General features: G+C 56.2%; 22 protein-coding genes. 6 read left to right on the forward strand and 16 right to left on the reverse strand.

The window, feature by feature from the left end:
* The first annotated feature begins 81 nt into the window (after window positions 1-81).
* Together hupA and PGW97_RS00920 are read left to right on the forward strand one after the other, a co-directional pair.
* On the forward strand, window positions 82-354 hold the full coding sequence (gene hupA / locus PGW97_RS00915) for a nucleoid-associated protein HU-alpha (RefSeq protein ID WP_047885283.1): 273 nt from the start codon (window positions 82-84) through the stop codon (window positions 352-354).
* A 40-nt stretch (window positions 355-394) separates the two neighbouring features.
* Window positions 395-1,096, forward strand: a complete 702-nt coding sequence (locus PGW97_RS00920) for a DUF1481 domain-containing protein (RefSeq protein ID WP_273858155.1) — start codon at window positions 395-397, stop codon at window positions 1,094-1,096.
* Between the two features lie 128 nt (window positions 1,097-1,224).
* On the opposite strand, the gene purD is transcribed toward PGW97_RS00920, so the two are convergent.
* The gene (gene purD, locus PGW97_RS00925) at window positions 1,225-2,514 is read right to left on the reverse strand and encodes a phosphoribosylamine--glycine ligase (protein WP_047885281.1); all 1,290 of its coding nucleotides are present in this window, start codon (window positions 2,512-2,514) and stop codon (window positions 1,225-1,227) included.
* A 228-nt stretch (window positions 2,515-2,742) separates the two neighbouring features.
* Window positions 2,743-4,344, reverse strand: a complete 1,602-nt coding sequence (purH, locus tag PGW97_RS00930; protein ID WP_273858157.1) for a bifunctional phosphoribosylaminoimidazolecarboxamide formyltransferase/IMP cyclohydrolase — start codon at window positions 4,342-4,344, stop codon at window positions 2,743-2,745.
* A 216-nt stretch (window positions 4,345-4,560) separates the two neighbouring features.
* On the opposite strand from purH, the gene zntR reads away from it, so the two are divergent.
* Together zntR and ppnP are read left to right on the forward strand one after the other, a co-directional pair.
* Window positions 4,561-4,980 carry a Zn(2+)-responsive transcriptional regulator gene (zntR, locus tag PGW97_RS00935; RefSeq protein WP_207103379.1) on the forward strand — a complete coding sequence of 140 codons (420 nt, stop codon included), beginning with the start codon at window positions 4,561-4,563 and terminating at the stop codon, window positions 4,978-4,980.
* A gap of 142 nt (window positions 4,981-5,122) precedes the next feature.
* Complete coding sequence (ppnP, locus tag PGW97_RS00940) at window positions 5,123-5,404, forward strand: pyrimidine/purine nucleoside phosphorylase (RefSeq protein ID WP_047885278.1); 282 nt, start codon at window positions 5,123-5,125, stop codon at window positions 5,402-5,404.
* A 79-nt stretch (window positions 5,405-5,483) separates the two neighbouring features.
* Here ppnP and fis read toward each other — a convergent pair whose 3' ends face one another.
* From fis to PGW97_RS00995, 11 genes are all read right to left on the reverse strand, one after another.
* Window positions 5,484-5,780 (reverse strand): DNA-binding transcriptional regulator Fis, encoded by a 297-nt coding sequence (gene fis, locus PGW97_RS00945; RefSeq protein WP_005372656.1) that lies wholly within the window; start codon window positions 5,778-5,780, stop codon window positions 5,484-5,486.
* 22 nt (window positions 5,781-5,802) lie between these two features.
* Window positions 5,803-6,768, reverse strand: a complete 966-nt coding sequence (gene dusB, locus PGW97_RS00950) for a tRNA dihydrouridine synthase DusB (protein WP_047885304.1) — start codon at window positions 6,766-6,768, stop codon at window positions 5,803-5,805.
* A gap of 156 nt (window positions 6,769-6,924) precedes the next feature.
* Entirely contained in the window at window positions 6,925-7,809 is an 885-nt protein-coding gene (gene prmA, locus PGW97_RS00955; RefSeq protein WP_047885303.1) for a 50S ribosomal protein L11 methyltransferase, read from the reverse strand.
* A 159-nt stretch (window positions 7,810-7,968) separates the two neighbouring features.
* Entirely contained in the window at window positions 7,969-9,426 is a 1,458-nt protein-coding gene (gene panF / locus PGW97_RS00960) for a sodium/pantothenate symporter (RefSeq protein WP_047885272.1), read from the reverse strand.
* Window positions 9,419-9,700 carry a YhdT family protein gene (locus tag PGW97_RS00965; RefSeq protein WP_047885271.1) on the reverse strand — a complete coding sequence of 94 codons (282 nt, stop codon included), beginning with the start codon at window positions 9,698-9,700 and terminating at the stop codon, window positions 9,419-9,421. Before PGW97_RS00965 ends, panF begins: the two co-directional genes overlap by 8 nt.
* Window positions 9,701-9,916: 216 nt before the next feature.
* Window positions 9,917-11,260 (reverse strand): acetyl-CoA carboxylase biotin carboxylase subunit, encoded by a 1,344-nt coding sequence (gene accC / locus PGW97_RS00970; protein ID WP_047885270.1) that lies wholly within the window; start codon window positions 11,258-11,260, stop codon window positions 9,917-9,919.
* 12 nt (window positions 11,261-11,272) lie between these two features.
* The gene (gene accB / locus PGW97_RS00975) at window positions 11,273-11,746 is read right to left on the reverse strand and encodes an acetyl-CoA carboxylase biotin carboxyl carrier protein (protein WP_047885269.1); all 474 of its coding nucleotides are present in this window, start codon (window positions 11,744-11,746) and stop codon (window positions 11,273-11,275) included.
* A gap of 75 nt (window positions 11,747-11,821) precedes the next feature.
* Window positions 11,822-12,274 (reverse strand): type II 3-dehydroquinate dehydratase, encoded by a 453-nt coding sequence (aroQ, locus tag PGW97_RS00980; RefSeq protein WP_047885268.1) that lies wholly within the window; start codon window positions 12,272-12,274, stop codon window positions 11,822-11,824.
* 354 nt (window positions 12,275-12,628) lie between these two features.
* Window positions 12,629-14,578, reverse strand: coding sequence for an acetate--CoA ligase (gene acs, locus PGW97_RS00985; RefSeq protein WP_217393439.1), 1,950 nt, complete (start codon window positions 14,576-14,578; stop codon window positions 12,629-12,631).
* A 221-nt stretch (window positions 14,579-14,799) separates the two neighbouring features.
* Complete coding sequence (locus tag PGW97_RS00990; RefSeq protein WP_047885266.1) at window positions 14,800-15,438, reverse strand: 3'-5' exonuclease; 639 nt, start codon at window positions 15,436-15,438, stop codon at window positions 14,800-14,802.
* A gap of 18 nt (window positions 15,439-15,456) precedes the next feature.
* Entirely contained in the window at window positions 15,457-17,259 is a 1,803-nt protein-coding gene (locus PGW97_RS00995) for a DUF294 nucleotidyltransferase-like domain-containing protein (RefSeq protein ID WP_273858225.1), read from the reverse strand.
* A gap of 245 nt (window positions 17,260-17,504) precedes the next feature.
* Between PGW97_RS00995 and PGW97_RS01000 the strand changes: the two genes are divergently transcribed.
* Both PGW97_RS01000 and PGW97_RS01005 read left to right on the forward strand, forming a co-directional pair.
* On the forward strand, window positions 17,505-18,671 hold the full coding sequence (locus tag PGW97_RS01000) for a 3-phenylpropionate MFS transporter (RefSeq protein WP_273858226.1): 1,167 nt from the start codon (window positions 17,505-17,507) through the stop codon (window positions 18,669-18,671).
* 126 nt (window positions 18,672-18,797) lie between these two features.
* Complete coding sequence (locus tag PGW97_RS01005; protein WP_273858227.1) at window positions 18,798-22,256, forward strand: PAS domain-containing hybrid sensor histidine kinase/response regulator; 3,459 nt, start codon at window positions 18,798-18,800, stop codon at window positions 22,254-22,256.
* A 136-nt stretch (window positions 22,257-22,392) separates the two neighbouring features.
* On the opposite strand, the gene PGW97_RS01010 is transcribed toward PGW97_RS01005, so the two are convergent.
* The 3 genes from PGW97_RS01010 to PGW97_RS01020 form a co-directional block, all read right to left on the reverse strand.
* Window positions 22,393-23,778, reverse strand: coding sequence for a class II fumarate hydratase (locus PGW97_RS01010; protein WP_273858228.1), 1,386 nt, complete (start codon window positions 23,776-23,778; stop codon window positions 22,393-22,395).
* A 15-nt stretch (window positions 23,779-23,793) separates the two neighbouring features.
* Window positions 23,794-24,174, reverse strand: coding sequence for a hypothetical protein (locus PGW97_RS01015; RefSeq protein ID WP_273858230.1), 381 nt, complete (start codon window positions 24,172-24,174; stop codon window positions 23,794-23,796).
* A 191-nt stretch (window positions 24,175-24,365) separates the two neighbouring features.
* Complete coding sequence (locus PGW97_RS01020; protein WP_047885261.1) at window positions 24,366-26,069, reverse strand: sodium:solute symporter family protein; 1,704 nt, start codon at window positions 26,067-26,069, stop codon at window positions 24,366-24,368.
* Between the last annotated feature and the right edge of the window lie 2 nt (window positions 26,070-26,071).

Raw genomic sequence — 26,071 nt, forward strand, 5'->3', positions numbered from 1 at the left:
AGCCGACAAACCTTTGCCACACAGGCTTCTTTTGAATTAGAGTTGATGCGTCTTAAGAAAAAACCTTAGAAGGGAAACCTAATGAACAAGACCCAACTGATTGACCTGATCGCTGAAAAAGCAGATCTTTCTAAAGCCCAAGCTAAAATTGCTCTAGAGTCGACTCTGGACGGTATTACTGACGCGCTGAAGGAAGGTGATCAGGTTCAACTAATCGGCTTTGGTACTTTCAAAGTAAATCACCGTGCTGCACGTACTGGTCGTAACCCTCAAACTGGCCAGGAAATTCAAATTGCTGCAGCAAACGTTCCAGCATTTGTAGCTGGTAAAGCACTGAAAGACGCAGTGAAATAATCTATACTCCGCCAGATATTCTATCTGGCGGAGTTTTTCCATGAAGCGCTATTCTCTTTTTCTTCTCATTTCGCTCCTCGCGGGCTGCGCCTCCACCCCCTTAGTTCCGGAAAACTCCATTACGCCTGTCCTGACCCACACTGGTGGTCAGACGCTGGGCGACACCACGACATTGTACTGGTACACCTCGCAACAGAACCGGCCGGTCAAACTGGCGGAGCAGGTTCAGCTGGGTGACGACGGTCATTACCAGTCGGATTACCGTTGGCGTGAGGGAAAGCTACGTGAAATCAAGCGTATCGGTGAGCAGTTGGACGGTCAGCAGCTTGAGCCGTTTAGTCTGCATGTCCGCTACGATACTGAAGGCAACGCGGTGTTCCAGCGTTATATGTTGGGCGGTGAGCTGATCCCACTGTCGTCAGAGCAACTGAGCCAGCTGGTACGTGATGCCGAGCGGGGCATCGACGTGGTAAAGCAGCAACGTAAGGCCGATGTCTCGCTGGTGCAGGGTACCTGGCGCCACGGCCAGTTTCATCGCTGTGGTGATGATCGCCTGTTAGCGGTTAATTTCACACCAGCACTTGCAGATTCCCAGCAGCATCAGTTGCTGGTAGCACAAATGCAGGGGTTTATGCTGGTAACCGGTCAGGTGCGGCGTGATGCTCTGACCGCGAACGGGTTATTGCTGCTGACGCAAACCGCTCAGCCGTGTCTGACTGCCCCGAATTTGCTGGGTAACTGAGCCCGGGGCTCTTCTCTGGGGATGTGTGGCATTTTACTGCTTTCAATTAAAAAACGCGCCCAAGGGCGCGTTTTTTTATGGTTTGAGCACAGAGGCCAGCCGCGGAAGGGGCTCTGGTGCCTGTTTGATCAGGCTTCCTGCTCACGGGCAATTGCCCGGTAGCCAATGTCATCACGGAAGAACATGCCATTCCAGCTGATTTGTTTTGCTAGTTGGTAGGCACGCTGCTGAGCGTCAGACACTGTCGCGCCCATGGCGGTTGCACACAACACACGGCCGCCATTGGTTACCACATGGCCGTCTTTCTCTGTTGTACCGGCCTGGAAGACTTTCTCGCCCTCAACATCCTGCTGCGGCAGACCGCTGATGATATCGCCTTTGTTGTAGTCTGCCGGGTAGCCACCGGCTGCCAGCACGATACCGACAGAGGCGCGTGGATCCCAACGGGATTCCGCCGTATCCAGCTTGCCGTCAATCGCGGCCTGGCACAGTTCCACCAAATCGGACTGCATGCGCAGCATGATTGGCTGGGTTTCCGGATCGCCGAAGCGGCAGTTGTATTCAATGACTTTCGGCGTGCCGTCGGCCATGATCATCAGGCCTGCGTACAGGAAGCCGGTATATGGGGCTCCTTCCGCGGCCATACCGCGTACGGTCGGGTAGATCACTTCATCCATCACGCGCTGGTGGATCGCTGCGGTCACTACCGGTGCCGGAGAGTAAGCGCCCATGCCGCCAGTGTTCGGGCCGGTATCGCCATTGCCGACACGCTTATGATCCTGGCTGGTAGCCATCGGCAGTACGTTCTTGCCGTCGACCATCACGATGAAGCTGGCTTCCTCGCCATCCAGAAATTCTTCAATGACCACTCGGTGACCGGCTTCGCCGAAAGCATTACCGGCCAGCATGTCACGTACTGCCTCTTCTGCTTCTTCCAGCGTCATCGCCACGATAACGCCTTTACCGGCCGCCAGACCGTCCGCTTTCACCACGATAGGCGCGCCTTTTTCACGCAGGTAGGCCAGTGCCGGCTCAATCTCCGTAAAGTTCTGGTATTCCGCCGTTGGGATCTGGTGGCGGGCAAGGAAATCCTTGGTGAAGGCTTTTGAACCCTCCAGCTGGGCTGCGGCCTGCGTAGGCCCAAAGATTGGCAGGCCAGCTTCACGGAAGGCATCTACCACACCAATAACCAACGGGGCTTCCGGACCGACAATAGTCAGCGCCACGTCGTTTTCGCGGGCAAAATTGACCAGGCCAGCGATATCTTCAACGCCAATCGCTACATTTTGTAGTTTAGGCTCTAGCGCTGTCCCTGCGTTGCCCGGTGCAACAAACACGGTTTCCACCGCGGGGTTTTGTGCGGCTTTCCAGCCCAGTGCGTGTTCGCGGCCACCATTACCAATGATCAGAACTTTCATGTAACTCTTTCTCCTGTCGCTCTTTATCGCGTCGCCAGAATCACAATAACGGCGTCAAAAATGCTCATTTACTAGCGTAAACTCCGCGTTTTTCCTGGTTCTTGCAATCCTGGTCTGGCTCAATTCGCTTGCTGATGGAGGTACACCAGGGACGATACGCTTGATGTACAAAATTAAACGAATAACACCCAGGCCGCGGCAATCGGGCCTGGGTGTGAATTCAGGTGCTTAGTGACGGAAGTGGCGCATGCCAGTGAATACCATCGCCATGCCGTGTTCGTCGGCTGCGGCAATTACTTCTTCATCACGCATTGAACCGCCTGGCTGAATCACGCAGGTGATACCGGCTTCCGCCGCCGCGTCGATACCGTCGCGGAACGGGAAGAAGGCATCGGAGGCCATTACGCTGCCCGCAACTTCCAGATTTTCATCTGCGGCTTTGATGCCGGCAATTTTCGCGGAGTAAACGCGGCTCATCTGGCCGGCACCGACACCGATTGTCATGTTGCCTTTGGCGTAGACAATGGCGTTGGATTTCACGTATTTAGCTACTTTCCAGCAGAACAGGGCATCACGTAACTCTTCGTCGCTAGGCTGGCGCTGGGACACTACTTTCAGGTCGTCCAGGCCGACCATACCCTGATCACGGTCCTGTACCAGCAGGCCACCGTTAACACGTTTCATGTCATAGCCGGTGGTCTTGCCAGACCACTCGCCGCATTCCAGCAGGCGAACGTTCTGTTTGGCGGCAACCACTTGTGCAGCTTGTGCGGAGACGCGAGGGGCAATGATCACTTCCACAAACTGGCGGTCGATGATGGCCTGGGCCGTGGCGGCATCCAGCTCGCGGTTGAAGGCGATAATGCCACCAAAGGCGGAAGTCGGGTCTGTCTGGTACGCGCGGTTGTACGCTTCCAGAATATCGTCGCCCAGAGCCACGCCGCATGGGTTCGCGTGCTTGACGATCACACAGGCCGGCTGGTCGAATTCTTTCACGCATTCCAGGGCGGCATCAGTATCTGCGATATTGTTGTAAGACAGCGCTTTACCCTGAATCTGGTGGGCAGTGGCGACTGACGCTTCTTCCGGATGCTTCTCGACATAGAATGCAGCCGCCTGATGGCTGTTTTCACCGTAGCGCATGTCCTGCTTCTTCTCGAACTGCTGGTTGAAGGTACGCGGGAATTTTGACTCCGCATCTCCTTCTTGATAAAGAGTTGGGTCGCCGTAAGAAGGCACCATGGTACCGAAGTAGTTGGCAATCATGCCGTCATAAGCGGCAGTGTGCTCAAAGGCTGCAATCGCCAGGTCAAAGCGGGTCGCGTGAGTCAGCGAGCCATGGTTGGCTGCCATTTCAGTGAGGACGCGGTCATAGTCGTGGGCATTAACGATGATGGTGACGTCTTTGTGGTTTTTCGCTGCGGAGCGCACCATGGTCGGGCCGCCGATATCGATGTTTTCCACGGCGTCTTCCAGGGTACAGTCCGGCTTGGCCACGGTGGCGGCAAACGGGTACAGGTTCACCACGACCATATCAATCGGGGCAATGTCATGCTCTGCCATGACGGCATCATCCGTGCCGCGACGTCCCAGTACACCACCGTGAATCTTTGGATGCAGGGTTTTCACTCGGCCGTCCATCATTTCCGGGAAGCCGGTATGATCCGACACTTCAGTTACCTTGATACCTTGTTCAGCCAGCAGGCGGGCAGTACCACCGGTGGACAGAATGTCGACGCCACGCTCGGCAAGCGCCTGAGCGAATTCAACAATACCAGTTTTATCAGATACGCTAATCAGCGCGCGGCGGATAGGACGTGCGTTTTCCATTGCGACCATCTCTTTTGCATACACGGGGAATATTTGCCAAAAGCCATCGGGCGGTTGCGGCTGGCTTTTGGTAAATACCCTCGGCTAGAATCGGGAGAGCGGGGTATGCCCGAACAACAGATTCAAGCGGTAAACGCGGCATATTCTACATGAATTCTACCGCTGCGCAAACGTTTGCTTTTTCGTTTTCGGGCGAGATACAGGGAATCGGGTTTTATGTATTTGATTGGTCAGCTGGCAAAGCGTTGTGCGGTCAGCAGTGACACATTGCGATTTTATGAGAAGAACGGCCTGCTGGTGCCATCCGGACGCAGCGAGAAAGGCTACCGGCTGTATAGCGAGGATGACCTGTCCCGCATCCGGTTTATTTTGCGCGCCAAGGCGATTGGGTTAAGCCTGGACGAGATCCGGGAGCTGTTGGATATCCGGCTGGAAGCCTGCCAGCACAGCTGCGCGGAGGTTAAGGCCATTACTCAGGCCAAGCTGGATGAGGTGGACAAGAAAATGGCGGAACTGCGCCGGATACGCACGGCTTTGAAGAAAATTAACGATGCCTGTTGTGGCCACGTGGATGATGATGCCAGCCACTGCTCCATCCTCGAGGCGCTGGCCGCTGACGAACAGGGAAATGGCTGATATAGCGCAGCGGGACTCCTCTGATGCCAGGCACATTTGAGGAGCAGAATATTTGCCCTCAGGCAGAAGGAAATTTTGTTGGGGGAATGGACTGAACTGTGTTAGCTTCGAAGGACATCAGGAGTTAAAGATAAGGAATATCATGTTGAACGTGAATGAATATTTTGAAGGCCAGGTAAAGTCTATCGGGTTTGAAAGCGGCGGTGAGCGTGCCAGTGTTGGTGTGATGTTGCCGGGTGAATATACGTTTGCGACCGCGGCGCCGGAGCGCATGACGGTAGTCAAAGGGGCCATGACCGTTAAGTTGCCGGGTCATATTGACTGGGAAACTTACTATCCCGGTGATGATTTCGAAGTCCCGGGCGATGCCTCTTTCCATGTCAAAGTCGAGAAAGAAACGGCTTATCTGTGTGACTACCTCTAACGGTCAGTACCCCCTAAGAAACAAAAAGGCCTACATCTGAGATGTAGGCCTGAAAATACGCGGGCTAATTCCAGCGGAATTAGTTCATGCCGTATTTCTTCAGCTTCTTACGAAGTGTACCGCGGTTGATACCCATCATTGTTGCTGCACGAGTCTGGTTACCACGGGTGTACTGCATGATAGTGTCCAGCAGTGGCTGCTCAACTTCAGCAAGCACTAGCTCGTACAGATCATCGACTTCCTGACCGTTTAGTTGAGCCAGGTAGTTTTTCAGTGACGCTTTGACAGAGTCACGAAGTGGCTTCTGTGTGATTTGGTCCTGTGAAGTTACAGTAGTAACTGTTAGTGCTTCGGAAGTCAGATTTTGTTCGAACATATTCTGTAAGCTCTTCTCGTATTTATGCAACGTTTTCGAAGTAGCCTTGCAGCGCATCGATCTGCTGTTCAGCATTCTCGATTGCGTTGAAGGTCTGGCGGAAATCACCAGCTGGGGCATGCTCTTTCAGGTACCAAGACACATGCTTGCGCGCGATACGCAAACCCAGGTATTCGCCGTAGAAACGGTGTAGCTCCTGGACATGACCCAACATAATCTCGCTGACTTCATCCATAGATGGAGCCGACAAGTGTTCGCCAGTTGTTAAATAATGATGGATTTCACGGAAAATCCATGGTCGGCCCTGCGCTGGGCGACCAATCATCAAAGCATCGGCACCGGTGTAATCCAGTACAAAGCGTGCCTTTTCCGGTGAATCGATATCACCGTTCGCAATCACCGGAATCGAGATCGCTTTTTTCACTGCCTTGATGTAATCGTATTCTGCTTCGCCTTTGTACATACAGGCTTTGGTGCGGCCGTGCAGGGCCAGCGCCTGAATGCCGCATTGCTCGGCGAGTTTGGCAATGTCGATACAGTTGCGGTTATCCAAATCCCATCCGGTACGGGTCTTCAGTGTCACCGGGACATCCACTGCATCCACCACGCTGCGAAGAATCTCTTCGATCAGCGTCGGGTACTGCAGCAGGGCTGAACCTGCCAGGCGCTTGTTCACCTTCTTGGCCGGACAACCCATGTTAATGTCGATGATCTGGGCACCGTTTTCGACACTGAACTGTGCCGCTTCAGCCATCAGCTGAGGGTCGGAGCCTGCGATCTGTACCGAGCGGATTCCCGATTCGCCTTCATGCACCATACGGTTCTGAGACTTGGCGGTTTTCCACAGGTCAGGATTGGATGACATCATTTCACTGACGGCCATGCCGGCGCCGTAGCGCAGACACAGTTCACGGAACGGACGATCGGTGACGCCTGCCATTGGGGCTACTATCAATTGGTTTTTAAGTTGATAAGGACCGATCTTCAAACGTCTGTTCCCGACACTGCCAGTAAGGGCGCGCATTTTACGCATTTTTTCGCTGTCTGAAAAGGCCAATAATTGAGCATTTAGTTTTTGAATTACAAAACCGTTTGCTTTTCAATCAATTGACCGTTTTATAACCAGAGCAGCGGTTGGGCGCGATCAGGCTTTCTGGCCTGCGATACGGCACCATTCTTCTCGGGCAGCAATCGGATCTAGACGAATCTCATCGCTGTAGAAACTGGCAACGTCTTCCGCCTGAGTTTCCAGCACACCGGAGATTGCCAGCAGGCCGTTGTCTTTCACCAGGCTCTTAATGACCGGTGACAGTTCACGCAGTGGGCCAGCCAGAATGTTGGCAACCACGACGTCAGCCGTCAGACCTTCCGGCTGATCCTGCGGCAGGAACAGTTCCAGTTTGTCAGCTACGCCGTTGCGCTCTGCGTTGTCACGCGACGCCAGGATCGCCTGTGGGTCGATATCGATACCGATGACTTTCTCCGCGCCCAGTTTCAGCGCAGCGATGGCCAGAATGCCGGAGCCACAACCGAAATCGATCACGGTTTTACCTGCTAGGTCCTGGCCGTCAAGCCATTCCAGACACAGTGACGTGGTTGGGTGGGTTCCGGTCCCGAACGCCAGGCCCGGATCCAGCATGACGTTTACGGCATCCGGCTCAGGGGCTTCGCGCCAGCTCGGACAAATCCACAGGCGGCGGCCAAAACGCATTGGGTGGAAGTTCTCCATCCACTCACGTTCCCAGTCCTTGTCTTCCAGCTGCTCAACTTTGTAGGCAAAGTCGTCGGCGATCAGCGGGCTGTTCTTCAGCATCTCCAGGACGAAGTTCATGTCCGTTTCGGCATCGTACAGGCCAACAACGTCAGTATCACCCCACAGGCGGGTTTCTCCCGGCAGCGGTTCGAAAACCGGCGTGTCCTGAGCGTCCAGGAAAGTGACAGAGACCGCACCGGTCTCTTCCATCAGCATGTCGCCGATGGCTTCAGCATTGTCTGCCGTCGCGTTCAGTTTGATTTGAATCCAAGGCATGGTTAATTCGCTTTTCATTAGCTACGGTTCAAGGATGCGGAGTCTAGCATGAATTTTAGGCAGTAGGTACATGCAGTGACTCGCCCGACGGCCGGGGCGGGCCGTTGATAGAAAGATAGCACCCGAAGGTGCTATCTGAGAGAGGGAATGGTTGGCGGGTCAGACCTGCTGCGGTACCTGAACCGGTACCGGGCGGGTCAGGCTGCCGATCACGAAAGCGACAAGGCTCAGCGCCAGGGTCGGCACGATGATGTGGATCCCGCCCAGATCCGGCTTGATCACTGACAGGGCGATGTAGCACACCAGACCGCTGCTCATCGAGGCGAAGGCGCCGGTGGCTGACGCGCGCTTCCAGTACAGGCCCAGTACCAGCGGCCACAGGAACACGGCCTGCATGCCGCCAAAGGCCAGCAGGTTAAGCCAGATGATCATGTCCGGCGGATTGGTCGCCGCGACAAACACCAGTGCGGAAAAGATCCCCGTTACCCACAGTGACAGCTTCGGTAGGCGGCGTTCGGCTTCCGGTCCTTCTGCGGCTTTGGGGTTGATGTAATTGAGGTACAGATCTTTGAGCAGGGTGGCTGACGCCTGAATCAACTGGGAGTCGATGGTCGACATAATGGCGGCCATCGGCCCGGCAAGGAAGACCCCGGCCACCACTGGCGGCAGTACCGTCATCATCAGGGTCGGCATGATCTGATCCGGGCTGGCAATATCCGGGACGATAGCGCGTCCCAGCGCGCCGGCCAGGTGCATCCCCAGCATCAGGAAGGCCACCATGATGGTGCTGATCACCATGCCGCTGTGCAGCGATGCGCTGGACTTATACGACATGCAGCGTACTGCGGCGTGCGGCAGGCCAATCACCCCGAAACAGACCAGTACCCAGAAGCTGAGCATAAATGGCTGGCTGAGGAAATGATCAGGGCCGTACGGCGTGACCAGCGCCGGGTCGATGCGGTGCAGTTCGCCCATCATCTCGCCGATGCTGCCACCGGCGTGGACGATACCGGCCAGCAGGGCAATGGTACCGATGATCATCATGATGCCCTGCACGGTGTCAGTCATGACCACGGCGCGAAAGCCGCCAATGGTGGTATACAGGCCGACGGTGACGGCAAACAGCATTAGCCCGTGCTGGTAAGACAGGCCGGTGACAGTTTGCAGCAGGCGCGCTCCCCCGACAAACTGCACCACCATAGTGCCGAAAAAGGCCAGCAGCAGCGCCAGGGAGGCAAGGATCACGACCCCGCGGTTTTTATAACGGGCATAAAGAATGTCGTTCAGGGTCAGGGCGTTGTGGCGGCGCGCTTCAATCGCGAACTTCTTGCCCAGTACCCCGAGTGTCAGCCAGGCGGCTGGCAGCTGGATCATCGCCAGCAGTACCCAGCCCAGGCCCATTTTGTAGGCTGCGCCCGGGCCACCGATAAAGGAGCTGGCGCTGGCATAGGTTGCGGCCAGGGTCATCGCCAGCACAAAACCGCCCATACTGCGGTTGCCGACCAGGTATTCGTTGAGAAAGCCTTTACCGTTGCTGCGGTGGCGGCGGCTATAGAGCGCCAGAGCAAAAACAGCCAAAAGGTACAGAGCAAGAGGGATAAGCAGCTGGCTATTCATGCGGGGTCTCCTGTTCGGCGTCGAGCGGCATGTCCCGGTACAGGAATTTCACCATGAGGGCGCAAAGCAGGGTAAAAATCACAGGGCCGATAATACAGGCCAGCAGGAACCAGAGAGGAAAGCCCCAGTAAAGGGTCGGCATGGTGGTGTCAGTGCTGGCCGGGGCAAAACCATAGGCGGTGCAGTACCACCAGACGAAATAAGCCAGTGCCAGTCCGAGAGCCCATTTGGCTTCTTTGTGGGCCTGGCGATAGCGCGCTGAGAGCGTTTTCATGGCGTTAATTATCCATTGATAAGCAGACGGTAAGTGGCAGCGATACAGCGTGTCTGCTCACGTTTCATACAAAAACAAAGGGGGCTATTGTGGCAAAACTTGGCGGGGCATGCCAAGTGCCGCGTGGTGATTGCTGTTTTCATCACCGCTGTGGCTGGTCGGTGCGAAGAAAAAAGGCTGCCAGAGGCAGCCTTAATGTCAGCGTTCAGCGTGGGTTTATTGAAGACCCAGCTTCTTCTCCAGGTAGTGGATGTTAGCGCCACCGTGCTGGAAGTTTTCGTCCGCCATAATGTCTTGTTGCAGCGGAACGTTGGTTTTGATGCCGTCGATGATCATCTCACCCAGCGCATTCTTCATGCGGGCAATGGCCACGTCACGGTTCTCACCGTAAGTGATCAGCTTACCGATCATTGAATCGTAGTAAGGCGGAACACTGTAGCCGGTGTAGATGTGTGATTCCCAACGAACGCCCATGCCGCCCGGTGAGTGGAAACGCTGGATTTTACCCGGAGACGGCAGGAAGCGAACTGGGTCTTCAGCGTTAATACGACACTCGATAGCGTGGCCGCGCAGCTTGATGTCATCCTGAGTGAAAGACAGTGGCTGGCCTGCCGCAATACGCAGCTGCTCTTTGATCAGGTCAATGCCGGTTACCATTTCTGTAACTGGGTGCTCAACCTGAATACGGGTGTTCATTTCAATGAAGTAGAACTCACCGTTTTCGTACAGGAACTCGAACGTACCTGCGCCGCGGTAACCGATTTCAACACACGCACGGGTACAACGCTCACCGATGTACTTACGCATCTCTTCCGTGATACCCGGTGCTGGTGCTTCTTCCACAACTTTCTGGTGACGACGCTGCATCGAACAGTCACGCTCACCCAGGTGGATCGCGCCGCCCTGGCCGTCGGCCAGCACCTGTACTTCAATGTGACGTGGGTTTTCCAGGAATTTCTCCATGTAAACCATGTCGTTGTTGAAGGCTGCTTTTGCTTCGGCGCGGGTCATGGCAATTGCTTCTACCAGATCCGATTCTGCACGCACAACACGCATACCGCGGCCGCCGCCACCACCAGAGGCTTTGATGATCACTGGGTAGCCGATGCGCTTAGCACAGGCACGGTTTTTGGCTTCGTCGTCACCCAGCGGGCCGTCAGAACCCGGTACACAAGGTACACCGGCTTTCTTCATGGAGCTGATGGCGGAAACTTTGTCACCCATCATGCGGATAGTGTCCGCTTTCGGGCCAACAAAGATAAAGCCTGAACGCTCGACTTGCTCAGCAAAGTCAGCATTTTCAGACAGGAAGCCGTAGCCCGGGTGAATCGCAACCGCCCCGGTAATTTCCGCAGCACTGATGATGCGAGGAATATTCAGGTAGCTTTCGGTGCTTTGTGCCGGACCAATACACACTGACTCGTCTGCCAGCAGTACGTGTTTCAGATCGCGGTCTGCGGTGGAGTGAACCGCCACAGTTTTGATGCCCAGCTCCTTGCAGGCTCGCAGGATGCGAAGGGCAATTTCGCCACGGTTGGCGATAACAATTTTATCTAACATATCGCGCCCCGGTTACTCGATGATAACGAGAGGCTGGTCAAACTCAACGGCGTCACCGTCTTCAGCCAGAATAGCTACAACCGTACCGGCTTTGTCTGATTCGATTTGGTTCATCATCTTCATCGCTTCAACGATGCACAGGGTATCGCCCACGTTTACAGACTGACCAATTTCCACAAAAGCTTTCGCGTCTGGGCTTGGCGCACGGTAGAACGTACCTACCATTGGTGACAGAACCTGATGGCCAGCTGGCGTCGACGGAGTGGTCGTTACGTGCGGCTCAGCGGCAGGAGCTGGTGCTGCAACTGGTGCTGGAGCGGCAATAGGCGCGCCCATTGGTGCAGCTGCGTAAACGTGAGTAGGCGCAGGGGCAGCGGCAGTCGCACGGCTGATGCGTACGGATTCTTCACCTTCAGAGATTTCCAGCTCAGCAATACCAGACTCTTCAACTAGCTCAATCAGTTTTTTGATTTTACGAATATCCATTTATCTTTCTCTTTTGATGTTCAGTGGGCGGCTGTAAGGCAATGTCCGGCATTGCTCACAGGGCAAAAATCATGATCAGTCGCCGGCGTTAAGGCGGCGTACTGCTGCCTGCAGGGCAAATTCGTATCCGTCTGCGCCCAGTCCGCAAATCACGCCTACTGCTTTATCGGAGAAGTAAGAGTGGCTGCGGAACGGCTCACGGGCGTGAACGTTAGACAGGTGCACCTCGATAAACGGCAGGGCAACACCCAGCAGGGCATCCCGGATGGCCACACTGGTATGGGTGAAGGCAGCCGGGTTGATAATAACGAAATCGACGCGATCCTGAGCGTGATGGATAGCTTCGATCAGCTCATGCTCCGCGTTAGACTGGATGTGCTCGAGTGTCACGCCCAGCGTTTGTGCTTTGGCAGTCAGGTTAGCCACAATATCCGCCAGAGTTTGCTGGCCGTAGTGCCCCGGTTCACGGGTGCCGAGCAAATTGAGGTTAGGGCCATTGATCAATAAAATTCGTTGATTGGTCGACATCTTGACGTTATTTCACTTGTTTTAGAGGTTTAACTCTAGCAACGTGCAAAAAACTTGCAACCTTGCTTCCTTGCGTGCCGATTTATACTGCCAAAACATGCTTGCTGAGCAATTATAGAGAATTCACCGCAAATCGCAGCAAAATACTGGTCTAATCACCGCACTTTTTCTTGTACACGTGTACGCTGTTTGGCGACAAAGAGGAGAGTCGGGGAGCGTCAGCTGACGGCCCGTCAGGCACTATGATTGAGTCTGGCTGGCGAGACAAGGATTCGCGAGAGTGAGCCGGTGACTTTTAGCGGTAGATCAAAAAAGCCGCCTGTTTGGCGGCTTTTCTGTGCTTCTAGCAGCAAATTACAGCACTTTTTGTTTCTCTGCAATCAGCTTATCCACCACGCTTGGGTCAGCCAGCGTCGAGGTATCCCCCAGGCTGGCAGTATCACCGGTGGCGATCTTACGCAGAATACGACGCATGATCTTACCGGAGCGGGTTTTCGGCAGGGCATCTGTCCAGTGCAGGAAGTCCGGCGTGGCAATCGGCCCGATTTCCTTACGCACCCACTCTTTCACTTCTTTATGCAGCTCGGCACTCGGGATCACCCCGTCATTCAGCGTAATGTAGGCGTAAATGGCCTGACCTTTGATGTCATGCGGTACCCCGACAATCGCGGCTTCGGCAATCTTGTCGAACGCGACCAGGGCAGATTCGATTTCTGCGGTGCCCATACGGTGGCCGGAAATGTTCAGTACGTCATCCACCCGGCCAGTGATCCAGTAGTAGCCGTCTTCGTCACGACGGGCACCGTCACCGGTAAAGTACATGCCCTGGAAAGTCGAGAAGTAGGTTTGCTCAAAGCGCTCGTGGTCACCCCACAGGGTACGCATTTGTCCCGGCCAGGAGTCAATCATCACCAGGTTACCTTCGTTGGCACCGTCGAGAATGTTCCCCATGTTGTCGACCAGCGCAGGCTGAACGCCGAAGAACGGACGGGTTGCCGAGCCCGGTTTCAGGGCCGTTGCGCCCGGCAGTGGCGTGATCAGGATGCCGCCGGTCTCGGTTTGCCACCAGGTATCCACGATCGGACAGCGGCTGTCACCGATGGTGCGGTAGTACCATTCCCAGGCTTCCGGGTTAATCGGCTCACCGACCGAGCCCATGATGCGCAGCGAGGTACGTTTGGTGCCGGCAATGGCTTCGTCACCTTTGGCCATCAGGGCGCGGATCGCGGTTGGCGCGGTGTACAGGATGTTGACGTTGTGTTTGTCGACCACTTCGCTCATGCGGCTGGTGGACGGGTAGTTTGGAACGCCTTCGAACAGCAGGGTCGTCGCCCCGTTGGCCAGCGGACCGTATACCAGGTAGCTGTGACCCGTGATCCAGCCCACGTCGGCTGTACACCAGTACACATCGCCTTCCTGGTAATCAAAGACATACTTGAAGGTCATGGTGGCATACACCAGGTAACCCCCGGTTGTGTGCAACACGCCTTTTGGCTTGCCGGTGGAGCCAGAGGTGTAGAGGATGAACAGCGGATCTTCGGCATTCATCTCTTCCGGTTCACAGTGCGCAGAGGCAACCGCTGTCGCTTCGTGCCACCAGACATCACGGTCAGCGTGCCACTCAATGTTGCCGCCGGTGCGTTTGAAGACAATGACTTTCTCAACAGAGGTCACGTCATCGCTCGCCAGGGCATCATCCACATTTTTCTTCAGCGGAACGGCACGGCCGCCACGCAGGCCTTCATCGGCAGTAACCACGACTTTGGCATTGGAATCAGTAATACGGCCGGCCAGGGCTTCCGGAGAGAAACCGCCGAACACGATAGTGTGAACCGCACCGATACGGGTACAGGCCAGCATTGCCACGGCGGCTTCCGCAACCATCGGCATGTACAGGCAAACCACGTCACCTTTACGTACACCCTGGCTCTTCAGTGCGTTGGCAAATTTACAGACCTGCTCGTGCAGTTCGTTGTAAGTCAGAATGGCATCATCAGCCGGATTGTCACCTTCCCAGATAATCGCTGGCTGGTCGCCGCGGGTTGCCAGGTGGCGGTCAATACAGTTGGCGGAGACGTTCAGCGAACCGTCTTCAAACCACTTGATGTTGACATGGCCGGTATCGAACGAGGTGTTCTTCACTTTGCTAAACGGCTTGATCCAGTCAACGATTTTACCGTGCTCGCGCCAGAAACCTTCCGGATTAATCACCGACTGCTGGTACATTTCGCGGTACTGTTCGTCAGTGACGTGGGCGCTGGCAGCGATGTTCTGGTTTACTGGATACACATGAACCTCACTCATTCTCTTCTCCTTGTGTTCCGTCTGTGTCCGTTCCGGACCGGATAATTCGGTATGCAGGATATCCCTTGCGTAATAACTAACTTCTGACAGAACGCTGCCAGCCACAATTAGACTTTAGGATGAGAGGGTGAAAAATGCGGATTGCCCCCGTGTTTTCAGGGGCGTTACAGTCGAAAACTTGCGCTGGCACAAGAGGGTGGCGTCACCGAAACGCTGTTTTTTCAGTGGGTTTGAGTGTGGGGCAGATAGCGGTGCGGCAGATCGCCGTGTTTTAAACGAACATAAATTAAGGCGGCGGTAATGGCGTCCTGCAGGGCATCGTGACGGGGCATCACCGGTAAATCCAGATGCCGGCTGATCGCTTCCAGGCTCAGATCGAAATAGGCATTGGGCAGCTGGCGCTCCAGTTGCTCGTGATACAGATGGCTGACCTCGACCAGTTTGTTGGGCAGCGGAAAGCCATAATGGCGGCGGAAATAGCGGTCCAGGATCGTCTTGTCATAACGGATGTGATAGCCAACCAGCGGGCGATTACCGATGAAATCCAGTAGCTTGGCCAGCGCCTGCTGCTCATCCAGCCCCTGATTGAGATCCTGATGGCGAATCCGATGGACAGCCACGGAGCCGGCATCCAGACTGGCCGGGGCGCGCAGAGTCAGGTGAATCGACTGGCTGGTGAGGATCCGGTTGGCCCGAATCCGGGTGGCGGCAATCGTCACCAGCTCGGCACTGTGCGGATCCAGGCTGGTGGTTTCACAGTCCAGCGAGACCAGTTCGTCGCCGCGATACCGTTCGAACAGCGCGCGGTATTCACTGTGTCGCAGCCGATGGCGGTACCACCAGCGTCTTAGTACGTTCATGCGCAGGCCTCCCGTCGGTTAGTCCCGGATTTGATAGTGATAGCCGAGCCACTCTTTGAATTTTTTCACCACGTGCAGGCTGTGGCGCAGCAGATCCCGCTCGGCCCGGCTCAGCGGTTCGATTTTCAGGTGCTGCTGCATGCCACCGGCCTGTTGGTCGAGTTGCTGCCGCAAACGCAGTTTAATGAACAGCTTGAGGGCCTCGCTGAGATTGGAGGCGGTCGAGGGTTCGAGGACTTTGCGCGCCTCCAGCTGTTCGATGCGCAGGAAGGTGTTGTTGGCCTCAATGCCGTTTTCCAGCGCCAGTGCCCGGATACCGTGGACGATAGGGAAAACGCCGCCCTGCTTGATGTCGAGCCCGTCCTTATTGGCTTTGAGCTTGCCAAACAGGGACAGCGGAACGCTGAACCGTAGGGCCGGGCGGGTAAAGGTGGCCAGCAGCAGCTCCTGCTCGGCCATCAGTTCGTGGAGGCGGTGTTTGACCGGAGCCAGCAACTCACGGTTACCGGCCACGGCGTGGCTGTCAGCCAGAATCGCCAAATCCATCATCGTTTCCTCATTTCCCTCAAAGGCATAGTCTTTCAGGGTATGTAACCACTCACTTTTCGTCTTCACCCATTTCGGATTGTTGACCATGACGTTGCCCGGGCACAGTGGGTAGCCAAGCTGGTGCAGGGTGTGGGTCAGGGTTTCCATGACCTCGGCCAGCCCCGGCCAGTCGACCCCGTCGGCCAGGATCAGGGCGTTGTCCTGGTCGGTTTTCAGGATTTGCTCGCCGCGGCCTTCCGAGCCCATGACGATCAGGCAACAATGGTTGTGTAGTGCCTGCGGCACCACCAGCTGGAAAGCTTTTTCAATAATCTGTTCATTTACCGTGGCGATCAGCTCCATTACAAACCGGGTGTGAATGCCGTTATTAAACAGGGTTTCCACCAAGCGGGTCTGGCTGCCAGCCGCCAGCGCCAGCTCTTCAATCGTCGATGCGCGGGCGATCCGCAGCGTCAGTACATGGGAGTGGGTGGAAAACAGGCTCAGTACCTGGGTGAGATCCAGCATCCCGGCCAGTTTGTCGCCGTCCACGACCGAGACCCGTTTGACCTTGTGACGGGTCATCGCCAGCATTGCGTTAAACAGGTAATCCCCTTTATTGACGCTGATCACCGGCGAGGTCGCGACCTGCCCGACCGGGGCATCGTGCGGATAACCTTCCAGCATCACGGCGTGGAGCAGGTTGGTACGGGTAATAATGCCGTAGGGCTGCCCGTCCCCCGCTTCAACCAGCGCGGCATCTGAGCGTTGCTGTTGCAGCTGCTCGGTAGCCGTCTGCAGCGAGCAGTGCCGCGGTAGGATCAGGCAAGGCTGAATGTTGTCATCGTCAACTTTCGTCAGAATAAATTCGGCCAGGTTCTGCTGGCGCTGGGCTTCTTCCAGCAGTTGCTGGCGGCGGGCCAGGCTGGTGGCAAAGTAGGCCGCAAACTGGCTGTTGTGGTGGTAGAGGTCCTGGAATACGTCGCGTGGCAGCAGGTGGCAGAGGGTATCTTCAAGTGCCCGGTAGCGGTGGCGGCAATGCGCCTCCAGCTGCGCCCTGACATCAAACATGTCATCAGTGGTGTAGTGCGCGAAGACTTCTTTGCCGTCGGCGCTGCTTTCCTCGACACTGCCCTTGATAATGATGAACAGCTGATCGCAGGCGCTGCCTGCTTCAATCAGGGTTTCACCATGCCGGTAATAGGCGACATCCAGCGAATCAATCAGCCGGTGCTGCTGATCCGGGGTCAGGCGATCAAACGGGGGAAGGGACGTGTCAAAGCTATCGGACATGCAGACTCTCCAGGCAGGCATCAGACCATATATGCAGTGTCTGTCGGAAAGCGAGCGGATGCCAGACGACTTTAGTCTAGCTTGGGGCGCTGATAAGGTTGATCTTCCGCAAAGAGAAATGAAATCAGTGGAATAATTTCATTGGGAGGATGCGCTTAACTGGGCATAATAGGTGCCTTTTGGAGCGGCAGTTCGGTGACAGGACTGCCACATCAGGCTCTTTATTTAGTTTGATAGGACATGGCATGTTTCGAAGTAGCCCTTTTGGCTGGACCTCCCAATATTTAATTGGTTTCTTCTTCAATTACGGTGTTTACCTGCCGTTCTGGGCTTTGTGGCTGGCGTATCTGGAAGTCAGTGCGTCAAATATCGGCTTGCTGCTGGGGCTGGGCTTCGGCGTTCGCTGTCTGGCCAATCTGGTGATCACCCCGCGCATTCATAAGGTGGAGCTCCTGATTCCGGCCCTGCGCTGGTTTGGTCTGGCGGCGCTGGCAACCTGTGTTGCCTATATTTATTGCGGCGGAAGTTTGTGGGCACTAACTATCGTCACTGTACTTTTCAACATGATGGTTGGGCCGATTGTACCGCTGTCCGATGCGCTGGCCAATCACTATGCCAAAGAAGGCCATCTGGATTATGGCCGTACTCGGTTATGGGGCTCGATCGCCTTTATCGCTGGTTCTACCGTGGTGGGGCTAGCGGCCGCTGAATTTTCGCCAGCGGTGATTCCCTGGGTAGCTGCAGCTGGTTTGGTCGCCGCGCTGGTGCTGACGGTCCGTCAGCCGACCGTGTTGCCGGTGTCAGAGCCGGGCAGCCATGATGCGCCGCGCCCGGCGCTGATGCAGATGCTGCGTGACCCGAAAGTGATCCAGTTCCTGACGATTATTGCGCTGCTGCAGGGCAGCCATGCGGCGTATTACAGCTTCAGTGCCATTTACTGGAAAGATGTGGGCTACAGCGAAGATGTGATCGGTTACCTGTGGAGCTTCAGCGTGGTCGCCGAAGTAGCCGTGTTTGCGATCAGTAAGCGCCTGTTTGCGGGCTGGAGCGTCGCTAACATGTTCCGTCTGGCTGCGGTGGGGGTGATGATTCGCTGGGGACTGACGGCAACCATGACTGAGCTGCCGGTGCTGTTTGCGGCTCAGGCCTTGCATGGCATTACTTTTGCGGCAGCACACCTGGCGACTATCCGTTATATCCAGCATGCGCAGAGCAACCAGATGGTGGCCCTGCAGGCACTCTATAACGCCTTGCCGATGGGGGCGTTTATGGCGCTGATGACCGCACTGAGCGGCTGGCTGTATGGCTTGTGGGGCGCGGATATTTTCTGGCTGATGGCGCTGATGGGTGTACCGGCACTGTTCATGAAAATTGAAGACATGCCCCGTCGCAGTCTGGTTCAGGATAACTGATTGATTCACTGGTGACTTCAGGACGTTGCCATCCAGAACTGTGATCCTCCTGATTGGTGAGAGCCCGGTGTTTAGCTACACTGGGCTCTCATTTTTTATATCTACAATCTGGATTAGGGATAACGCATGGCACAGGGATGGATTGTCGTGCCGGTGACGCTGGCTTATCTGGTGCTGCTGTTCTGGATCGCCTGGTACGGCGATCGGAATAAGCAATGGATGGCGCGCTGGCGACCGTGGATTTACAGCCTTTCAATTGCGGTGTACTGCACCTCATGGACGTTTTACGGCACCGTGGGGCAGGCCAGCCACGATGTCTGGTCATTCTTGCCGATCTACATCGCTCCTATTCTCGTCTTCACGTTTGGCTGGCGCATTCTGGCGCGGCTGATACTGATCGCGAAACGGGAACATATCACCTCCATTGCCGACTTTATCGCGGCCCGCTACGGCAAATCGCAGGGGCTGGCAGTCTTGGTGACCCTGATTGCGGTGGTCGGTATTCTGCCGTATATCGCGCTGCAGCTGCGCGGGATCACCATGGGGCTGGAGCAGGTCGCCCCCGGGCTGGGCCAGGAAATGGGGATCCTCGGTACCGGTAAATCCGATATCGCCTGGATGGTCACTGGGGCGCTGGCAGTGTTCACCGTGTTGTTCGGAACCCGACACATTGATACCACCGAGCACCACCGCGGCATGATGATGGCGGTGGCCTTTGAGTCGCTGGTCAAACTGGCGGCGTTCCTGATTGTCGGGGTGTTTGCGGTCGCCCTGCTGGTGGACATTCCTAACCTGGGGAGCGCCGCGGCTGACCTGTTGCAACCGGCCAATCCTCAGATTGGCAGCCTGCTGATTCATACCCTGCTGACCATGACGGCCATTGTCTGTCTGCCGCGGCAGTTTCACACCACGGTGGTGGAAAATGAACGGGCGCAGGATCTGCATAAAGCGCGCTGGGTGTTTCCGCTGTACCTGTTCTTGATGGGACTGTTTGTTATCCCTCTCTCATTGGCCGGGCAGGCCCTGTTACCGCACATAGCGGCGGATACCTATGTGATTAATCTGCCGCTGCAAAAAGGGGTCGACAGCATCGCGCTGCTGGCTTTCCTTGGCGGGACTTCCGCGGCCAGCGGGATGGTGATTGTCTCGACCATCGCGCTGGCAATCATGGTGTCCAACGACCTGGTGCTGCCGCTGCTGCTGCGCCGTTTGCGGATCTCGGGACGTAACTTCTCGGCCTTTTCCGGATTGTTGCTCAATATTCGCCGGGCGCTGATTGTCCTGTTGTTGCTGGCAGCATGGGGGTTCTATCAGGTTCTGGGCGCTATCCCGTCGCTGTCGGCGATCGGCTTTCTGTCGTTTGCTGCTATCGCTCAGTTTGCCCCGGCGTTGCTGGGCGGCATCTACTGGCGGGAAGGGAACCGCAACGGCGTGTACGCCGGGCTGTGCGGCGGGATCACCATCTGGGCGGTGACCATGATGGGGCAGACCAACATGCTGGCCGGCAGTGCGGATACCAACCTGCTGCTGTGGCTGCTGACGCCGCCATCGCTGCCGGTTCTGCATGAACTTTCGACTGTGGACTGGGGGATGCTGCTGAGTCTGGTGGTGAACATCATCCTCTATATCGGCGTTTCCCTGGTGACCCGCTCGTCTCTGACCGAGCGGTTACAGGCGGCCTCTTTTGTCGGGGCACCGTTGCCGGAAAGCGGCGATGCCAGCCTGTACCAGACCCGGGTGACGGTGGCCGAACTGGAAATGCTGGCGGCGCGGTTTGTCGGACGTAAGCGGGTGCGTTATGCGTTCCGGCAGTACGGCGAGCAGCACGATGAATCCCTGCTGCCGCAGCAACAGGCGCCATCGACCTTGATCCGCCATACCGAGCGGGTACTGGCGGGGGTGTTCGGGGCGTCATCAGCACGGCTGGTACTGACCTCAGCGCTGCAGGGCCGCAAGATGCAGCTGGAGGAAGTGGCGACCATCGTCGACGAAGCCTCGGAGCTGTTTGATTTCAGCCGCGGCCTGCTGCAAGGCGCGATTGAGCATATCAGTCAGGGGATCGCGGTAGTGGATAAACAGCTGCGGCTGGTGGCCTGGAACCAGCGCTACCTGGAGTTGTTCAGCTTTCCACCCGGGTTGATTCAGGTCGGGCGGCCGATTGCGGATGTGATCCGCCATAACGCCGAGCTGGGGCTGTGCGGGCCCGGCGATCCGGAAAAACATGTCGCCAAACGGGTCGAGCACCTGAAGCGGGGAACGGCCCATACCTCATCGCGGGTGCGTCAGGATGGCCAGGTGATTGAGGTGCAGGGGAATCCCATGCCGGGCGGTGGCTTCGTAATGAGCTTTACCGACATCACGGAGTTCCGCAATGCCGAGCAGGCGCTGAAAGAAGCCAACGAAACGCTGGAAGAGCGGGTGCGTCAGCGAACCAGTGAGCTGGAATCCCTCAACCGTCAGTTGGTGGTCGCCACCCAGCATGCCGAGTTGCAGACCAAATCCAAGAGCCGGTTTCTGGCGGCGGTAAGCCATGATCTGATGCAGCCGCTCAATGCCGCGCGGTTGTTTGCCTCGTCGTTATCTGAGGTCGCGGCTGACAAGGAAACCCGCAAGCTGGCCAATCATATTGAAAGTGCACTGGGTGCGGCCGAAGATTTGATTGGCGATCTGCTGGATATCTCGCGGCTGGAATCCGGCAAGCTGGATATCCATGTGCATGCCTTTACCCTCAATGATGTGCTGGCGAACCTGAACGCCGAGTTCAGTGCACTGGCTAAACAGCAGGGCATCACGTTTACCATGGTGCCGACCTCGCTGGTGGTGCAGTCTGATCCCAAGTTGTTGCGTCGGGTTGTACAGAACTTCCTGACCAATGCGTTTCGCTACAGCCCCAGCGGTAAAGTGGTGCTGGGGGCGCGCCGGATTAATGGGCAGGTGCGTATTGATGTCTGGGATAACGGCATGGGGATTGAAGCAGAGAAGCAGCTGGAAATCTTCGAGGAGTTTAACCGTGGCACCCAGGTGCGCTCCGATCAGGGGTTGGGGCTGGGGCTGGCGATATCAAAAGGGATTGCCCAGGTGCTTGGTCATCAGATCTCGATGCGCTCGTGGCACGGCAAAGGCAGTGTCTTTTCTATCACCCTGAATCAGGAAGACAAAGCGGCCTTGCCTCAGGTCGTCCCACCGGCGGCAAGCCAGAGCCATTCAGATCTCAGTCACTTGCGGATTTTGTGTGTCGATAACGAGCCGGACATTCTGGTCGGGATGGAAAACCTGCTGGCCCGCTGGGGCTGTGAGGTGAAAACCGCGACCGATATCGTCGACAGCCTCAAAGCGCTGGAGGACGGCTGGCTACCGCATGTGATTTTCTCCGATTACCGGCTGGACGATGGTCGCACCGGGCTGGAAGTGCTGCAGCAGTGCCGCCTGCGGCTAGGGAACCGGTTTGCCGGGGTGATCATCAGTGCCGATCGTACGGATGCGATGATGGAGGGGATACAGGCCAATGGCTTCAGCTTTATCGCCAAACCGGTGAAGCCGCTTAAGTTACGCTCCGTGCTCAATCGGGTCACAGAAACGGCATGAGAAAAATCATTCTTTGGCTATCAAAAACGCGTATCTGATCTCTTAGCTGCATGCATCAAAGAGACCGCCTCCGGGCGGTCTCTTCGTATTTATAGACAGCAAGGTCACTGGCCACTGAAATTGGCCGCGGACACAGCTACTCTGCGACGCCACCCTGCGTCAGTTTAGCCGGATCGAGCAGGCGTTCCAAAGTTGCGCGATTGAGATCGGTCTCCTCTTCTGCCACGTCAATAATGGCCCGGCCCTCCTGATAGGCTCGTTTGGCAATCGCGGCGGCTTTCAGGTAGCCAATCACCGGATTGAGTGCGGTGACCAGAATCGGGTTCTTGGCCAGCGCGACATCCAGGTTATCCTGACGCACCGTGAAGGTCGCAATGGCTTTATCGGCCAGAGCTGTGGCGCTGTTTGCCAGCAGTTCAATACTTTCCAGAATATTGTGCGCAATCACCGGCAGCATGACATTCAGCTGGAAGTTACCGGACTGGCCGGCCACCGTGATGGTCGCGTCATTCCCGATCACCTGGGCGGCTGCCATGGCGGCGGCTTCCGGGATCACCGGGTTGACCTTGCCCGGCATAATGGAGGATCCGGGTTGCAGCGCCTGTAGCTCAATTTCGCCCAGCCCGGCGAGAGGGCCGGAGTTCATCCAGCGAAGATCGTTGGCGATCTTCATGATCGCTACTGCTGTCGTGCGCAGCTGGCCGGACAGGGCGACGATCGCATCCTGGCTGCTGAGGTTGAAGAAGAAGTTCTCGCTGGTGGAAAAGCGGATCCGGGTGGCCTGCGACAGGTTGTCGGCAAACGCTCCGGCAAAGCGGTGATCGGCGTTGATGCCGGTCCCGACGGCGGTGCCGCCCTGGGCCAGGGCTTTGACCGCAGGCAAGGTCTGTTCGATGGCCGCTTTGGCATGGCTGATCTGATACTGCCAGCCTCCCAGCTCTTGGGCAAAGGTCACCGGCATGGCATCCATCAGGTGGGTGCGCCCGGTTTTCACGACGTGGCTGAGGCTGTTTTTCTTGGCCTCCAGTGTTGCAATCAGATGCTGCAGGGCCGGTAGCAGCTGTTGTTCGAGAGCCAGAGCAGAACTGACCTGTATCGCGGTAGGAATCACGTCATTGCTGCTCTGGCCCATATTGACGTGATCGTTCGGGCTGACATCCCCGCCGAGTGTTCGGCTCGCCAGTGTCGCAATCACCTCGTTGGCATTCATGTTTGAGCTGGTACCGGAGCCGGTCTGAAAGACATCAATGGGGAACTGCGCCAGATGCTGGCCGTCGATAATGCTTTGTGAGGCTTCCTCAATGGCAGTGGCTATATCACCTTCCAGCAAACCGAGCTGAGCATTGGTGAGTGCTGCCGTCTGCTTGATGTAAGCCAGCGCCTGAATGAATCGGGCCGGCATGGTGTGACGGCTGAAGCGGAAGTTATCGACCGCCCGCTGGGTCTGGGCTTGATACAGTGCGTCAGTGGGGACCTGCACCTCGCCCATGCTGTCAGTTTCGGTACGGAAAGTCTGGTTCATTGCGGCTCCTTGTTGTCAGTCGAGCGGCGCCTGTACGCCGCGCAGTTGTTGCTGTAAGGCCAGAAAACGGATATCCCCGTCTTCGAATTGGTCGTAATAACGCTTCAGGGTCAGTAGCGGGACATGGATGGAGTCCAGGCACACCCGGCGAAAGATGCGGCTGCGCCGCGGGTCGGCAATGGCTTCGAGAAAATGGTGATACAGCTGACGCAGGAACAGCTCACACAACAGGGCATTTTCTTGCTCAGCCCCGTGTTCGTGGCTGGCCGCCAGCAGCACACCCCAATGAAGGTATTCGTGAATAACATCCGGCTCAAAACCGTGAGGAGATGAGTAATCCTGAAACCGATCCTGCGCTTTAAAAAATGCGTTATAGAGGTGAGCGTGGCTGTCCATAGTGGCCCCATACATACCATGTAATGATAATTATTATCATTTAATTTTCAGGATGGCAATCCTTGTGAACGTTCCGTGTGGCGAAAAAGCAGAAAGGCGGCGTTGAAGCAGAAGGAAAAAGCACAGAGAAAGGCAAGAAAAAAGCCGACGCGTGGCGTCGGCTTTTGAGGATGGCGGTGTGGCGGGCCCGATTAGTGATCGTGCGCGGCACCGGCCCCTTTTGGATAACGGATAGATTCAACCATTTCCTGTACATCTTCCGGTACTTCGGCAGTGAACTTGTTCACAACAATTGATACCACGAAGTTCAGACACATACCCAGTGTACCAATGCCTTCTGGGCTAATGCCGAACCACCAGTTTTCAGGCGTGCTGGCGGCCGGATTGATGAACTTGAAGTAGATGATGTACGCTGCGGTAAAGAAGATCCCTGACAGCATGCCGGCAATTGCGCCTTCTTTATTCATCTTCTTATAGAAGATGCCCAGAATAATCGCCGGGAAGAACGAGGCGGCAGCCAGACCGAAGGCGAATGCCACCACCTGAGCTACGAAGCCCGGAGGGTTGATACCCAGGTAACCGGCACCGATGATAGCCAGACCTGCGCCCACCCGTGCGGCCAGCAGTTCCTGTTTATCGGTCATATTGGGTTTGAAGCCTTTCTTCAGCAGATCGTGCGAAACCGAGGTGGAGATAACCAGCAGCAGACCGGCAGCGGTAGACAGTGCAGCGGCCAGGCCGCCGGCTGCCAGCAGAGCAACTACCCAGTTCGGCAGTTTCGCCAGCTCAGGACTTGCCAGTACGATGATGTCACGGTTGATGTTCATCTCGTTGCGCTCATCGCCGGAGTAGAACATTTTGCCGTCGCCGTTCTTATCTTCCCAGGTTACTAGACCCGTTTTCTCCCAGTTTGTTACCCAGCTTGGTGCTTGCTCAACCGGCACACCTTGCATATCAGGGCCGTTCACCGTGGTGATCATGTTCACGCGGGCAAAAGCGGCTACTGCCGGAGCGGTGGTGTACAGGAACGCGATGAACAGCAGTGCCCAACCGGCAGAGATACGTGCATCTTTAACGCGTGGTACGGTGAAGAAACGGATGATAACGTGTGGCAGACCGGCTGTACCTACCATCAGCGCCGCAGTGATGAAGAAGACATCGACCATGCTTTTCGAGCCGTCGGTGTAGGAGGTGAAGCCCAGCTCCGCGGTCAGGCCGTCAAGTTTGTCCATCAGGAAGGTTTCGGTACCTGTCAGGGTTGAGCCCATCCCAATTTGTGGAATCGGGCTGCCGGTCATCATCAGAGAAGTAAAGATAGCCGGTACCATGAAGGCGAAGATCAGCACGCAGTACTGAGCAACCTGGGTGTAGGTGATCCCTTTCATCCCACCCATCACGGCGTAGAAGAACACGATGGCCATCCCGATGATGATACCCATGTTGATATCAACTTCCAGGAAGCGGGCGAATACCACGCCCACCCCACGCATCTGACCGGCCACGTAGGTGAAGGAAATGAAGATGGCACAGAAGACAGCCACCATACGCGCCGTTTTCGAGTAGTAACGATCGCCGATGAAATCCGGCACCGTAAATTTACCGAACTTACGCAGGTAAGGTGCCAGGCACAGTGCCAGCAGCACGTAACCGCCTGTCCAGCCCATCAGGTATACCCCGCCGTCGTAACCGACGAAAGAGATGATCCCTGCCATTGAAATGAAGGAGGCGGCTGACATCCAGTCGGCGGCCGTTGCCATACCGTTAGCCACCGGGTGTACGCCACCGCCGGCCACATAGAACTCACTGGTTGATCCGGCGCGGGCCCAGATGGCGATGCCGATGTAGAGGGCGAAAGTGATGCCCACTAAGATAAACGTCCAGGTTTGGATATCCATAA

The sequence above is a fragment of the Photobacterium sp. GSS17 genome (genome assembly GCF_028621875.1).
Lineage (GTDB): Bacteria > Pseudomonadota > Gammaproteobacteria > Enterobacterales > Vibrionaceae > Photobacterium > Photobacterium ganghwense.

Excerpts from the sequence above, each read along its gene's own strand:
- hupA (WP_047885283.1), top strand. The coding sequence starts at position 82 with ATGAACAAGACCCAACTGATTGACCTGATCGCTGAAAAAGCAGATCTT.
- PGW97_RS00920 (WP_273858155.1), top strand. The coding sequence starts at position 395 with ATGAAGCGCTATTCTCTTTTTCTTCTCATTTCGCTCCTCGCGGGCTGC.
- purD (WP_047885281.1), bottom strand. The coding sequence starts at position 2,514 with ATGAAAGTTCTGATCATTGGTAATGGTGGCCGCGAACACGCACTGGGC.
- purH (WP_273858157.1), bottom strand. The coding sequence starts at position 4,344 with ATGGAAAACGCACGTCCTATCCGCCGCGCGCTGATTAGCGTATCTGAT.
- zntR (WP_207103379.1), top strand. The coding sequence starts at position 4,561 with ATGTATTTGATTGGTCAGCTGGCAAAGCGTTGTGCGGTCAGCAGTGAC.
- ppnP (WP_047885278.1), top strand. The coding sequence starts at position 5,123 with ATGTTGAACGTGAATGAATATTTTGAAGGCCAGGTAAAGTCTATCGGG.
- fis (WP_005372656.1), bottom strand. The coding sequence starts at position 5,780 with ATGTTCGAACAAAATCTGACTTCCGAAGCACTAACAGTTACTACTGTA.
- prmA (WP_047885303.1), bottom strand. The coding sequence starts at position 7,809 with ATGCCTTGGATTCAAATCAAACTGAACGCGACGGCAGACAATGCTGAA.
- panF (WP_047885272.1), bottom strand. The coding sequence starts at position 9,426 with ATGAATAGCCAGCTGCTTATCCCTCTTGCTCTGTACCTTTTGGCTGTT.
- PGW97_RS00965 (WP_047885271.1), bottom strand. The coding sequence starts at position 9,700 with ATGAAAACGCTCTCAGCGCGCTATCGCCAGGCCCACAAAGAAGCCAAA.
- accC (WP_047885270.1), bottom strand. The coding sequence starts at position 11,260 with ATGTTAGATAAAATTGTTATCGCCAACCGTGGCGAAATTGCCCTTCGC.
- accB (WP_047885269.1), bottom strand. The coding sequence starts at position 11,746 with ATGGATATTCGTAAAATCAAAAAACTGATTGAGCTAGTTGAAGAGTCT.
- aroQ (WP_047885268.1), bottom strand. The coding sequence starts at position 12,274 with ATGTCGACCAATCAACGAATTTTATTGATCAATGGCCCTAACCTCAAT.
- acs (WP_217393439.1), bottom strand. The coding sequence starts at position 14,578 with ATGAGTGAGGTTCATGTGTATCCAGTAAACCAGAACATCGCTGCCAGC.
- PGW97_RS00990 (WP_047885266.1), bottom strand. The coding sequence starts at position 15,438 with ATGAACGTACTAAGACGCTGGTGGTACCGCCATCGGCTGCGACACAGT.
- PGW97_RS00995 (WP_273858225.1), bottom strand. The coding sequence starts at position 17,259 with ATGTCCGATAGCTTTGACACGTCCCTTCCCCCGTTTGATCGCCTGACC.
- PGW97_RS01000 (WP_273858226.1), top strand. The coding sequence starts at position 17,505 with ATGTTTCGAAGTAGCCCTTTTGGCTGGACCTCCCAATATTTAATTGGT.
- PGW97_RS01005 (WP_273858227.1), top strand. The coding sequence starts at position 18,798 with ATGGCACAGGGATGGATTGTCGTGCCGGTGACGCTGGCTTATCTGGTG.
- PGW97_RS01010 (WP_273858228.1), bottom strand. The coding sequence starts at position 23,778 with ATGAACCAGACTTTCCGTACCGAAACTGACAGCATGGGCGAGGTGCAG.
- PGW97_RS01015 (WP_273858230.1), bottom strand. The coding sequence starts at position 24,174 with ATGGACAGCCACGCTCACCTCTATAACGCATTTTTTAAAGCGCAGGAT.
- PGW97_RS01020 (WP_047885261.1), bottom strand. The coding sequence starts at position 26,069 with ATGGATATCCAAACCTGGACGTTTATCTTAGTGGGCATCACTTTCGCC.